Annotated in this window: 12 protein-coding genes and 1 pseudogene; 3 read left to right on the forward strand and 10 right to left on the reverse strand. The window is 35.5% G+C overall.

All coding sequences use genetic code 11. The features are described 5' to 3' along the window. Positions 1-26 precede the first annotated feature (26 nt). A complete protein-coding gene (gene luxS, locus CHLWT_RS01515) occupies positions 27-533 on the forward strand; it encodes an S-ribosylhomocysteine lyase (RefSeq protein WP_111974992.1) in 507 nt (168 codons plus the stop codon). 152 nt (positions 534-685) lie between these two features. On the opposite strand, the gene CHLWT_RS01520 is transcribed toward luxS, so the two are convergent. The 5 genes from CHLWT_RS01520 to CHLWT_RS01540 form a co-directional block, all read right to left on the reverse strand. Beyond that, positions 686-1,390, reverse strand: a complete 705-nt coding sequence (locus CHLWT_RS01520) for an ion transporter (protein ID WP_111999987.1) — start codon at positions 1,388-1,390, stop codon at positions 686-688. 99 nt (positions 1,391-1,489) lie between these two features. Next, the gene (locus CHLWT_RS01525; RefSeq protein WP_143211745.1) at positions 1,490-2,026 is read right to left on the reverse strand and encodes a hypothetical protein; all 537 of its coding nucleotides are present in this window, start codon (positions 2,024-2,026) and stop codon (positions 1,490-1,492) included. 32 nt (positions 2,027-2,058) lie between these two features. After that, entirely contained in the window at positions 2,059-2,352 is a 294-nt protein-coding gene (locus CHLWT_RS01530; protein WP_111970865.1) for an SEL1-like repeat protein, read from the reverse strand. Between the two features lie 56 nt (positions 2,353-2,408). Continuing rightward, positions 2,409-3,023: a hypothetical protein gene (locus CHLWT_RS01535; protein ID WP_111970864.1), complete on the reverse strand. Its 615-nt coding sequence runs from the start codon at positions 3,021-3,023 to the stop codon at positions 2,409-2,411. Between the two features lie 42 nt (positions 3,024-3,065). After that, on the reverse strand, positions 3,066-3,254 hold the full coding sequence (locus CHLWT_RS01540) for a hypothetical protein (RefSeq protein WP_111970863.1): 189 nt from the start codon (positions 3,252-3,254) through the stop codon (positions 3,066-3,068). Positions 3,255-3,292: 38 nt separating this feature from the next. Between CHLWT_RS01540 and CHLWT_RS01545 the strand changes: the two genes are divergently transcribed. Then, complete coding sequence (locus CHLWT_RS01545; protein ID WP_111970862.1) at positions 3,293-3,487, forward strand: hypothetical protein; 195 nt, start codon at positions 3,293-3,295, stop codon at positions 3,485-3,487. A 502-nt stretch (positions 3,488-3,989) separates the two neighbouring features. On the opposite strand, the gene CHLWT_RS01550 is transcribed toward CHLWT_RS01545, so the two are convergent. The 5 genes and pseudogenes from CHLWT_RS01550 to CHLWT_RS01570 form a co-directional block, all read right to left on the reverse strand. After that, positions 3,990-4,709, reverse strand: a complete 720-nt coding sequence (locus CHLWT_RS01550; protein WP_111948091.1) for a fumarate reductase iron-sulfur subunit — start codon at positions 4,707-4,709, stop codon at positions 3,990-3,992. Continuing rightward, complete coding sequence (locus CHLWT_RS01555; RefSeq protein WP_111999985.1) at positions 4,702-6,690, reverse strand: fumarate reductase flavoprotein subunit; 1,989 nt, start codon at positions 6,688-6,690, stop codon at positions 4,702-4,704. The genes CHLWT_RS01550 and CHLWT_RS01555 overlap by 8 nt, the downstream gene beginning before the upstream one ends. Before the next feature lie 21 nt (positions 6,691-6,711). Continuing rightward, positions 6,712-7,425: pseudogene (locus tag CHLWT_RS01560) on the reverse strand (fumarate reductase cytochrome b subunit); the annotation flags it as partial. A gap of 456 nt (positions 7,426-7,881) precedes the next feature. Then, complete coding sequence (trpD, locus tag CHLWT_RS01565; RefSeq protein WP_111999984.1) at positions 7,882-9,483, reverse strand: anthranilate phosphoribosyltransferase; 1,602 nt, start codon at positions 9,481-9,483, stop codon at positions 7,882-7,884. Then, complete coding sequence (locus CHLWT_RS01570) at positions 9,480-10,739, reverse strand: anthranilate synthase component I family protein (RefSeq protein ID WP_111968576.1); 1,260 nt, start codon at positions 10,737-10,739, stop codon at positions 9,480-9,482. The genes trpD and CHLWT_RS01570 overlap by 4 nt, the downstream gene beginning before the upstream one ends. Positions 10,740-10,941: 202 nt before the next feature. On the opposite strand from CHLWT_RS01570, the gene CHLWT_RS01575 reads away from it, so the two are divergent. Further along, positions 10,942-12,537, forward strand: coding sequence for a flagellin B (locus CHLWT_RS01575; protein ID WP_111999998.1), 1,596 nt, complete (start codon positions 10,942-10,944; stop codon positions 12,535-12,537). The last annotated feature ends 65 nt before the right edge of the window (positions 12,538-12,602 follow it).

Genomic DNA, 12,602 nt, shown 5'->3' on the forward strand with positions numbered 1-12,602 from the left:
ATAATATTTTAAAAAAAGGAGAGAAAATGCCACTTTTAGATAGTTTTAAAGTAGATCATACGATTATGAACGCTCCTGGTGTTCGTTTAGCAAAGACGATGAAAACCCCAAAAGGCGACGAGATAAGCGTATTTGACTTGAGATTTTGTAAGCCAAATGTAGAGATAATGAGTGAGCGCGGTACTCATACGCTTGAGCATCTGTTTGCAGGATTTATGAGAGAGCATCTAAACGATGATAAAACAGAGATCATAGATATATCGCCGATGGGCTGTAGGACGGGATTTTATATGAGTGTTATCGGAGTGCCTAGTTGGCAAAAAGTAGCCGTTGCTTGGGAAAAGTCTATGAAAGACATTTTAGGTGTAGCATCTCAAAGCGATATACCAGAACTAAACATTTATCAGTGCGGAACATGCTCTATGCACTCACTAGATGAAGCCAAAGTAATAGCAAAAAATGTTTTGGATAAAGGCATCAAATATATAGATAATGAATCCATAAAGCTTGATATGGCTAAAATTCAACACTAATTTAGACTAAATTTGAACTCTATCAAATTTAGAGCTCAAATTTAGTAGCTTAAAATAATTTTATTTATTTCTATTTTTAAATTTGTTTTTTAGTCTCTTTTTGCAACTCATAAACTTCTCTTAAATGGTCGCAATTTTAGATTAAAATTTGATTATTTGTTATTTATTTCATTTAGGCTATTTACGATGACACCTACGATGAGATTTAGCGCTATCATGCCCACAATGACGATATAGCTTACAAAAACTATCCACGCATAAGGATAGACCTCCATGACAGGCCGCACGATGCCCATGCTCCAGCTCTCAAGCGTCATTATCTGAAATAGCGTATATAACGCCCTTGGCAGCGAGCCAAACCACTCAGGGAATTTCTCTCCAAAGAGCTCCACACAAAGCACGCCATAAATATAGTAAAAAATGCTCAGCAAGGCTGAAATACTAAGCATAGCTGGGATTGTTTTTAGCACCGCATCGACCACCACGCGCATAGCTGGCACCGATGAGATGAGGCGCAAAATCCTAAGCGTCCTAAGTGTGCGAAGGACCGAATACTCAATCGCTACAAAGCTAAGCGCGACTATGAAAACATCAAAGATATTCCACCATTTCTCGCTATTTGTGAAAAATGCTAGGCGGTAGCAAAATAGACGAAGTGCTAACTCAGCTGCAAAAATCCAAAGGCAGAGCATATCAAGGGCGTTTAAAAGTCCGCCAAAACTAGCTTTTATCTCAGTGCTGGTGTTTAGTCCTAGCAAAAGCGAGTTAAATAAAATCACCGCAATTATGGCGTAATTCCACGCCTTAGTTTCGATTATACTTTGTAATTTTGAGCGTAGGATTATGATTGATGACATCTTTTACCTTTTGTTTTGTGATATTTTGGCAGAATTATAGCTGAAAATGGCAGGGAATTCTAGCTTAATTTATTTGCACTTTTTTGATCTTGTAAAGTATCAAGAGCCACTACACTCTTTTAGTGTGTTTAATAAAGAAAAATCATATTCTTTTGTTTGTATTTTAATATCATCAATAGCACATTTTTCATCACAAATAAAGCTATATTCAACTTGCTTTTTCTCTCCAAAATTAGCAAACTGCGTAAGCACATTACCATTTAGCAAAGAACTTATTTTTAGTGATTTTTTAAGCTCTTTTGCGTCCCAGTCTTGCCCATCTACAACTGGGTCAAATTCTAGGCAAATCATACCATCATCAGTATTTTCAGCTTTATCCCACAGCATTTTTGTATCTTTGCCAAGCAAAGCCAAAAGTGGCTGATTTGGCTCTTGATTTATCATATATTTGGCATACAAATCTTTTATGATTTGTTCTTTTTGGGCTTGTGTGTTTAAATTTTGCGAAGCATTATGGTTTTGCATAGCACTAGCATTTTGCTTTTTGCTTTCTTGTGGCTTGTTTTCTAGCTTTGCTAGCATATCACACGCTTTTTTGTTTTTATCTAAAATTCCATTACAGAGTTTATCTAGCATTTCTTTTGCCTTTTCTACATTCTGCTCTGTCCCTATGCCCTCAAGGTAATTAAGAGCAAGATATAGCAAGCTGATTCTTTATCGCCACCATCGCAAGCTTTTTTGTAAAGCTCAGTGGCTTTTACTTCATCTTTTGCCACTGCGTGTCCGTTTTCATAGTAAAAAGCCAAAAGATTACAAGCACTTGCGTAGTCTTTTTCTTCGCAAAGCATTTGTGCTACTGGCAAAGATTTTTCATAAAGTCCTTTGTTATAGTTATCTAAGGTGTCGTTATATTCATCTATATCTTTATTTTCAAAAAATACCCAGATATTATACTCAGCCACTGCTAAGACAATTAAAATCGTTAAAAATGTTTTTCATTTTTTACCTTTATTTGTATTTATGCTCCAAGCACTAACGCACTAAACGAAATTATATTACCAAGTGTAGTGCTTTTTAGAGCTTTGATAATTATATTATCATCGCATTTTTTAACCTTGCTTTCTATTTCTTTTGGCAAGTTCTTTTGAGCTTTTAGCATTTTTAAAAAGTTTTTTATATCAATCGTAACTATTTCACTATTAAACGAGCTATCAAGCGTATCAGCGCAAAGCTCTTTTAGTTTTGCTTCTATTATACTTCTTTTGGCTTTATTTTCTATTACAAATTTTATTTTTTCATCACCTGCTTTTCTAAGTACGATTTTTTCATCTAGCAAATCGTTTAAAAAATCATTAAAAAGGCTGTTTTTATCTATATCATCAGCATATTTTATTTTTATATTATTCTCAGCACTTTTTATTCTTGCTGAGTTTATTTTTAGAATTTTTTCTATTCTAGCGTGTGATAATTTATCAAAAAATCTCTCTTTTTCATCATACACGCAATGCTTATTTAAAAGATAAATTATATAATCACCTATATCGTTTTTACTAGCATTTAGCAAGCTGTATTCGTTTATTCTTTGCCAAAGCTCATCTAAAAACTTATCTGCGTGATTATTTTTAAATTTCATTTTATATCCTTTTTATAATCATAAGACTGCTAGAAAAATTTTCTAGCAGTCTAGTTTGGCTAAGTTTTTTAAAAGCCTATCAGCATTTGCCTCATTACCACAACCAACAAAAAGTGCCACAAGGCACACCACGCTTAGAAACTTTTTCATTTTATCTTCTTTTAAAAAATCAAGTTCGCAATAATACGACACTCTTTCTAAATTTAAACTAAATTTACAACTTATTTTCATAGTTAGATTTTAAATTCTTAATAGATAATCTTATAGCTATGAAATACTCACAAAGAGATAAAGCGAGAATACTTCGCATAACGACTAGGACATTACAAAGGTGGCGCACAACCAAGCCTGAGCTATACGCTATAATAGAAAGTGCCTTTAAGCTGCGAGAGCTAGCAAACAGCGAGTTTGAGCTGTCAAAAGAAATAAAGCAAACTCTGCTAGAACATATCCCGCCAAGCTAGAATTCTAAATAATTACTAAAAATATATTTGCGTATAATTGACAAAAAAGGTTTGATAAGTGGTGTAAAATGATAGCATTAAACTTAAATATAGAACCAAATTTGCTTAGCAAGGCACAATGAACTAAACACTAGCGAAAATTGATCCAAACGCAAGAGTAGAAGTAAGTAGCGATGTAAAAAGACTTGCGCTTGATGATTGCTCTGTTTGAGCGTGTGGAGTTTGTAAAGTGTAAAAATATGGACGAATATGACCTAAAATGGCGATATTTAGGCTTTTGCTAGTGTTGTGTAAAGCCTGATTTACTCCTAGTTTATAGAAAAATGATACTTAGAGCTTTACTTACTAAATGTTGGCTCTTATGGTGATTTATTTAGCAGTATAACTAATTTCTGAATTTATGATAAATAAAAAAAATAATAAATAATAAAAAAATCCCAAATTTTAATAAATTTGGGATTTTAAAGCCACGATATCAAAAGTGGGCGAAAGCTAAATTTGTTTATTTTACAGTGGCTAGTTTGCGTCTCATATAGGCGATTTTGCTTTGAAGTGGCAAGTGCTTAGGGCAGTTGTCTTCACAACCAAGCAAACTCATACAACCAAAGACGCCATTATCATCACCTACTAGCTCATAGAAGTCTTCATCGCTTCTATTATCTAGTGGATCAACTTTAAATCTAGCCACACGGTTAAGCCCCACAGCACCGATAAAATCAGGTCTCATAAGAGCCGTTCCGCAACTTGCTACGCAGATACCACACTCAATGCAGCGATCAAGCTCAAAGGTCTCTTGAGCTGCGTCTGGATCGACTTTTTCTTCCATTTTGCTAATATCAGTAGTGTGATTTGAGTGTATCCAACTCTCAACTCTTTTACTCATATTATTCATCCAGTTACCAGTATCAACGCTTAGATCTTTAAGTAGTTTGAAAGCCGGCATAGGCATAAGCTCTATAACGCCACTTGGATAGTCTTTTGTAAGAGTTCTACAAGCTAGTTGTGGGCGACCATTTACAACCATACCGCAGCTTCCACAGATCCCAGCACGACATACAAAGTCAAAGCTAAGACCTGGATCAAACTTCTCTCTTATTACATTTAATGCGATAAAAAGTGTCATACCATCGGTTTCTTCTAGTTCATACTCAGCAAAGTGCGGTTTGCTAACTTTGCTTTGAGGATTGTATTTGAATGCTCTAATTTTTATTTTTCTACTCATAGCCTATACCTGCTCTTTCGTTTAATGCTTTGTATTTTGGTTGAAGTTCATAGTGCATTAATGCATCTTGAATTTCATGTCTATTTTTGCCCTCAGCTTCTAGTTTTGCTCTGATAGCATCAACCTCTTCTTGGCGTTTAGCTGATAGTGGATTTTCTATGATATTGCCTTTAGCACCATATCCACGAAATGCCGGTGGCATCTCCATTTTCATAATATCTAGCTCTTCATACTCTAGTGTTGGGAGTGTATCGCCTTCTTTCCAGTATGCCAAAGTTCTCTTACACCAGTTAAGGTCGTCTCTTTTTGGATAATCTTCTCTATAGTGTGCGCCACGGCTTTCGGTTCTTTGAAGTGCCCCATAAGCCACGCATAGAGCTAGTTTAAGCATTTTAGGCACACGGTAAGCCTCTTCAAGCTCAGGATTACCATATAGCTCTTTATTTTCTAATTTGACATTCGTGCTTTCTTTGTATAGCTCTTCAAGCTCTTTTACAGCTTTAGCTAGACCATCGCCAGTTCTAAAAATAGCCACATGCTCCCACATTATATCTTTCATCTTATTTTTGATCTCAAATACATTGTATTTTCCATCTTTATTTATAAGTTCATTTAGATATTCTTTGCTTTTATTGATGAAATTTTCTATTGTTTTGGTTTGGATATCTACTTCATTTTTATCGCAATACTCAGCGAAATAATCACCGATAATCATACCGCTTACCACAGTTTCAGCGACGCTATTTCCACCAAGGCGGTTAAATCCGTGCATATCCCAGCACGCTGCCTCGCCACAACTAAATAGCCCTTTTAGAGTTTGGCTCTCGCCAGTTGGTTTGACACGAATTCCGCCCATTGAGTAGTGTTGCATAGGAAGTATCGGCGCCCAACCTTTTGGGCCTTCATCAGCGGGATCTATACCATTGAAAATCTTACAAATTTCTTGAACATCACGCAAGTTTTTCTCTATATGCTCTCTACCAAGAATGCTAATATCTAGCCAAACATGCTCGCCATAAGGGCTTTTTACGCCTTTGCCATTTCTGATATGCTCCATTATACGGCGACTAACGACATCACGGCTAGCTAGCTCTTTTTTCTCAGGTTCATAATCAGGCATAAAGCGGTATCCATCAACATCTCTTAGTATTCCACCATCACCACGACAACCCTCAGTTAGCAAAATTCCGCTTGGGACAATTGGAGTTGGGTGGAATTGGACGGCTTCCATATTTCCAAGTCTAGCAATACCAGTCTCAAGAGCGATCGCAGCACCTGTGCCTTCGCAGATTACGGCATTTGTAGTGTGTTTGTAAATTCTACCATAGCCACCTGTTGCAATTAGTGTGCCTTTTGATACATAGGCTGAAATTTCGCCAGTTACTAAGTCACGGACGATCGCACCATAACAGCGGTTATTTTCATGTATAAGAGCTATAGCTTCTTTTCTATCGTGAATTTCAACATCTCTTTTTAAAGCCTCATTTGCCACGCCAAATAGCATTGTATGGCCTGTAGCATCAGCAGTGAAACAAGTTCTCCATTTTTTAGTACCACCAAAGTCACGGCTATGGATAAGTCCATGAACCTCTTCTTTTTCATCGATTGTTGTTCTTTGAGCGTTTATGATAGCACTTCTTTTACCTTTTGTGATTCTAGTCCAAGGCACGCCCCAGCTAGCAAGCTCACGGATCGCTTTAGGTGCGGTTTGGACAAACATTCTAGCAACTTCTTGATCGCATCCCCAGTCGCTACCTTTGACCGTATCAGCAAAATGCACATCTTCATTATCGCCTTCGCTCATTTTTGAGTTACCAAGGCTTGCTTGCATACCGCCTTGAGCAGCAGCAGAGTGGCTTCTTTTGACAGGACATAGGCTTAAAACTACGGTGCTAAGACCCTTATCAGCAGCGGCTACAGCAGCTCTTAAACCAGCTAGACCACCGCCGATTACTAATGCATCATAATATTTTACATTCATACTATACTCCTAGTTCATAGCGATTTTAAGAAACGCCCCAAGGCTTAATAGTCCAAGAGCTATAAAGAATATACTTAAAATCCATTTAGCTTTTTTAAGCTTTTTACGAGTTGCTTTGGCATCTTTGCCCTCAAACCATCCCCATTTCACGCATAGTCTGTATAGACCGATACTTCCGTGAAGTTCAACAGCAAAAAGCAATACTAGATAAAATAACCACATAAAATGGCTATAAACACGCTCAGCTGATCCAAGTGTGCCATCAGCTAGTAGGGCGATTTGATCTGAATTTGTGATGATGATGATTAGGTGTGCTGACCCAAGGAAAAACATAATAAACCCAGTACAAGCTTGAATCCACCAAAGTGTTGTATCTTCGTGTTTCATACGAGTGGCGTGAGCACGATAAATTTGCCATTGTCTAAAATTGATAGGCATTTTTCTCATACCAAGCGCAGCATGGACAAAAAAGATTACAAGCACACAGGCTGCCAAAAAGCTAGTAACATAGCTCATATTTGGGCTATCATACATAAACCTAAGCTCTAAAATATGCACAACTTTATTATAGACATCTTCACCAAATAATATGGTAGCTACAAATATCATATGTGCCCACATAAATAGTCCTAGGAATAGCCCAGTTCCACTTTGAATAAGATCGAGTTTAGCAGGAATTCTACTCTTCTTGCGATCCTCGCTTATACCAAGAAACCCTTCGATTTGCTTACTCATAAGCTCCCCTTTTTTTGGAAAATTTTGAACTAGCCAAAATTATACTCTACAAAATCTTTTTTTAAGATTAAAACTATATTTAGTTTAAATATCTAAAGATAACTAAAACACGCTATTAGCGTATTTTGCTAGACTATTATATTTAAACTAAACTTTAAATATAAAACTAATATAAAATATAGTTTTTTAAATTTATTTATTTTATTATTTAAATTTGATAAAACTTTATTAAATTTAGATTATCAACTTAGATTATGCTTTAGCCACTTTTTATCAAGCTTTCTATTTTGTTAAAGGTGTTGATAAATTTAATTTTAATTTATTAAATAAAATATTTTTTTGCATTATCAAGTTTTGAAAAATCATAAATAGCCATATCGAATTCCTTGTGGCATTTTATAACACGATTTTATAAGAAATTAGCCTCGATATTTATAAAAACAATTTTCACTAAACTCACTCAAAACTCTCCACATAGTTTTTATAAAATTCCCAAACTTTGCCGGATTTAATCGCATTTAAGATAATCTCTTTAGCCTCTAGTGGTGAGTTAGCGCCATCTGCGGCGTATAGAGCAAACATCGCATTTAAAAGCACTATATCAAATTTAGCTCCACTAAGCTCTCCTTTTAGCGTGGCTTTTAAAATTTCGGCATTGTAACTAGCATCGCCACCGACAATATCAGAGTGAAATGCCCTTTTAAAGCCAAATTGCTCTGGTGTAACCCTATACTCAAGTATCTTGCCATCTTTGACTTCGTGGATTAGTGTCTCATCGCAAAGTGTTATCTCGTCCATAGAGTCCATTCCATGCACGACAAGAGCGTGTTTGCGACCTAAATTTAATAAAGTAGCTGCGATTAACTCATTAACTTCTTCAAGGTAGTTGCCGACTACTTGATTGCTAAGAGCTAAATTTGGATTTAAAAGAGGTCCAAGGATATTAAACACAGTTCCTATGCCAAGCCTACTTCTTGCTTCTTTTACTTCGGCTGTTATCTTGTGAAAAAATGGTGCATGAAAAAATGCTAAACCTTGATTTTGTGTTAAATTTCTAAGAACTGCGATATCGCTTTCTAAAGGAACTCCAAGAGCACTTAAAACATCACTACTTCCACTTTTGCTAGTGATAGCCCTATTGCCGTGTTTTGCGACTTTAACACCCATACTAGCTAGTATAAAAGCTACAGTAGTTGATATATTTATAGTTTTTAGCTTATCGCCACCAGTGCCTACGATGTCAAACATCGGCGAACTATCGCTATAAGTAATGGAGTATTTAAGTATATTTTTAACAAGAGCAACAAGACTATCAGGATATAAGGATTTTTCACTTATCAAAACCAAAAGTCCAGCAAGCTGAACTATATCGTAATTTTTATCATACAATGCTTTACAGATTATCTCATAATCCTTGCTATCTAATGGGAAATTTTTTTGCAACTTCGTCATAAACGGAGCAAAACTCATCTCTTTTTTCTCTGCATTTTGTGGTTTATTTAACTTAACAAAATTTGCTATGATCTTTTTTCCATACTCTGTAAAATAACTCTCAGGATGAAACTGAATTCCATATATAGGCTTTGATTTATGCTTCAGACCCATTATGACGCCATCATCGCTCATAGCAGATATCTCAAGGCATTCAGGTACGTTATCTACGTAAAGTGAGTGATATCTCATAACGCTAAATTCGCTAGGAAGTTCATCAAAAATCTTATTTGATTTTACTACTTTTATCATACTATTTTTGCCGTGCAATGGAAGCTCAAGCCTTTTGATACTAGCTCCAAAAACAAGTCCGATAGCTTGATGTCCTAGACAAACACCAAGAATAGGAATGTCAAGATCTGCTTTTAAGATATCTAAGCACACACCGCTATCGCTAGGGTGCTTTGGTCCAGGGCTTAAGATGATCTTGCTAGGACATAGCTCTTTTATCTGCTCTATATTAAGCTCGTCATTTCTGACTAGCTTTATCTCTTCGTCCGTTGTTTCTAAAATATATTGATAGATATTATACACAAAACTATCATAATTATCGATCATTAAAATCATCTAAGCTCCTTACAAACTTCTTCAAAAATCTTTACGCAACTTCTTCGTTTTTTACAAATTTCTTCATACTCACTTTTAGGAACACTATCATACACGATACCTGCTCCAGCACCGATAAATACTTCATTTACGCCATTACCTTTTGGAACAAATATAGCCGAACGGATAAGTATAGCCATCTGAACATCGCCATTAAAATGCCAAAATCCAATCCCTCCGCCATACACTCCACGCGAGGAACCTTCTAGTTCGTTTATGATCTGCATTGCTCTAATCTTCGGACTTCCACTAAGCGTACCTGCTGGAAAAACTATACTCAAAACATCAAACGCACTTTTGTCTTCACGCTTTGTGCCATACACTTCGCTAGCTATGTGCATAACACTTTCATAAGTCTTTATATGCATAGGATTTTTGACTTTTACGCTACCTTTTTTAGCGAATTTACCTATATCGTTTCTTGCTAGATCTATGAGCATCTTATGCTCGGCAAGTTCTTTTTCGTCATTTAAAAGCTCAAATTTTAGTTTTTCATCTTCGTTTGCATCACTACCGCGCCCCCTTGTTCCTGCTATAGGAGCTACAAAAATCTCACCTTTTGATACCCTCATAATGAGCTCTGGACTACTTCCAGTAACCACACCATAAGGAGTAGGAAAATAAAACATATATTGACTTGGATTTTGTCTTTTTAATATCTCATAAAACTCAAGCGGATCTAAATTTGAGCTTAATTTTAAAGTCTGACTAAGTACGACTTGAAAAACATCTCCGCTTTTTATATATTCTTTTGCTAAATTTATAGAATTTTTAAAGTGTGTTTCTTCGGCGTTTAAATCAGTATCTATATGGTAAAATCTTTCATTATTTGTATATTTTTTTGGTTTTACATTTTCTAAATTTGAAAAATACTCGCCCTCGCCATAATAACTATAAATTTTGCTTTGCTTATCATAGTGCAAATAGGCTTTTGCATTTGCATAAAAATATGTCGGAAAATCGTAAAACATAGGTTTTTTTTCACCGATAGTTTCAAATTTATGTACGACTTCATAACTCATCACGCCAAAAAGCCCCGCAAATTCACAAATTTTATTGCCATTTTCGTATGCAGTTTTTAGCTTTTGTAAGTCATCGCCGTCAATATAATCGCAGTCTATTCCTATAATAGTTTGTAGTTCATCTTCTGCTAAATATGAGTTTGGATATAAATTTAATATCTCTCTAAGATAAACAACTGGTTCATCTAAAAGCATTTTGGCTCCAAAAGTTTTTTTAAAAAAATATTATACATAATTTTTTCTTTGTCTATCTTAAAAAATACTTTTAAATTTCTAATAAAAAATTAAAAATTTATTATAATTTTAAATGAGATTTTATAAAATTATAATAAAAAATTCCGATTTACAGCAAATAGATTTTATAAATATAATGCGTGGGGGGGGGGGAGATACAAAAGTGGCATTTAGAATAAATACAAATGTAGCAAGTTTAGTCGCCACAATGAATTTACAATCCAACCAAAAAGAACTCACCAACTCTCTAAGTCGTCTAAGCTCAGGTCTTAGGATACAAAGTGCAGCCGATGATGCCTCTGGTATGTCTATCGCTGATAGCCTAAGAAGTCAAAGTAACTCACTATACCAAGCTGTGAAAAATGGAAATGACGCCATAGGCATAGTCCAAACTGCTGATAAAGCTATGGATGAGCAGATAAAAATCATAGACACAATTAGAGTAAAAGCTATCCAAGCAGCAAACGATAGCCAAAATACTGAATCAAGACGAGCCATTCAAAGCGATATCACTAGGCTACTTGATGAACTTGACAATATCTCAAATACCACAAGCTTTAATGGTCAAAATTTGCTAAATGGTAACTTCTCAAATAAAAATTTCCAAGTAGGTGCCTATAGTAATGAAACGGTCAAACTCAGTATAGGAAATACAAATTCAAAAGCTATCGGCCATAAAAATTTTCTAGCTACTACTTCTTTAGTTTTTAAAGATACTGATTTTGAAAAAGCCAAATTTGATATGAGATTAGACGCTGTGCCAAATTTTTTAAATGGAATTCAGTTTGAACCAATCTATGGCGATGAGATATTAAAAGATGGACTAGGTGCGATAGCAGATAAAATAAACGCTTATAGCGACAAAACAGAGATAAAAGCTAAGGTAAAAAATGAATTTGTTAGCAGTGCTACGATGTTTGGAACAAGATTCTTTAAAGATAGCGTTTCAAGTCTAAAGATAAATGGCACACTTATAGGGACAAATATCAAATTTGTAAGAGGCGACCCAGATAACGTCCTAATAGATGCTATAAACGCTCAAAAAGACACAACAGGCGTAAGTGCATCAAACATAGGCGGTCGTCTATCGATGGTAGCAGAAGGCGGAAAGCCTATCCATATAGAATTAGGAAGCAAAGAAGACGCTCAAGCTATGGGAATATCTTTAGGTAACAATGCAAATGATAAAAGCGTCTTGATACTAGGACAATTATATATTGAATCAGATGGATTTTGGCCAACCATAAGTCTAGCTGATACTACAAATACCATAAAAGGAGCTGAGGTAGGCGGTCTAAATGCCAAACAGGTAGATCCAAAAAATATCATAGGTAGTCAAACAGCCGAGAAGGTGTCACTTAGCCTAAATGACATAATAAGAAATAAATTTGACGAGCACACACTAAAAGCTTTAGGCGGTATCGACCTTAAAAATCCGACGATTTTGGAATTACCAGGTGGCGTAAATACAAATTTAGGTGCGCAAACCTTAATGGATATCGCTCTAAATGCACTTAAGGATTTAGACAAGCTAAGATCAAGCTTAGGCTCAGCACAAAATCAGCTAGTTGCTACCATAAACAATATAACAGTCACTCAAGTAAATATCAAAGCCGCAGAAAGCCAGATCCGCGATGTGGATTTTGCTATTGAGAGTGCAAATTTTTCCAAATTAAATATTTTAGTACAAAGTGGTAGCTATGCACTAAGTCAAGCAAATCGAATAAATAAAGAAATAATAGATAGACTTCTTGTATAAGAAGACACACAAACAAATACGAAAAACTAAATTTAAAATCGCTAAAGCCATAGCCTTAGCGATAA

The organism is Campylobacter hyointestinalis subsp. lawsonii, assembly GCF_013372165.1.
Classification (GTDB): Bacteria; Campylobacterota; Campylobacteria; order Campylobacterales; family Campylobacteraceae; genus Campylobacter; species Campylobacter lawsonii.

Bases quoted from the DNA above. Each gene is read 5' to 3' on its own strand.
- luxS (WP_111974992.1), top strand. From the start codon at position 27: ATGCCACTTTTAGATAGTTTTAAAGTAGATCATACGATTATGAACGCT.
- CHLWT_RS01550 (WP_111948091.1), bottom strand. From the start codon at position 4,709: ATGAGTAGAAAAATAAAAATTAGAGCATTCAAATACAATCCTCAAAGC.
- trpD (WP_111999984.1), bottom strand. From the start codon at position 9,483: ATGATTTTAATGATCGATAATTATGATAGTTTTGTGTATAATATCTAT.
- CHLWT_RS01520 (WP_111999987.1), bottom strand. From the start codon at position 1,390: ATGTCATCAATCATAATCCTACGCTCAAAATTACAAAGTATAATCGAA.
- CHLWT_RS01525 (WP_143211745.1), bottom strand. From the start codon at position 2,026: ATGCTAGATAAACTCTGTAATGGAATTTTAGATAAAAACAAAAAAGCG.
- CHLWT_RS01545 (WP_111970862.1), top strand. From the start codon at position 3,293: ATGAAATACTCACAAAGAGATAAAGCGAGAATACTTCGCATAACGACT.
- CHLWT_RS01570 (WP_111968576.1), bottom strand. From the start codon at position 10,739: ATGCTTTTAGATGAACCAGTTGTTTATCTTAGAGAGATATTAAATTTA.
- CHLWT_RS01540 (WP_111970863.1), bottom strand. From the start codon at position 3,254: ATGAAAATAAGTTGTAAATTTAGTTTAAATTTAGAAAGAGTGTCGTAT.
- CHLWT_RS01535 (WP_111970864.1), bottom strand. From the start codon at position 3,023: ATGAAATTTAAAAATAATCACGCAGATAAGTTTTTAGATGAGCTTTGG.
- CHLWT_RS01555 (WP_111999985.1), bottom strand. From the start codon at position 6,690: ATGAATGTAAAATATTATGATGCATTAGTAATCGGCGGTGGTCTAGCT.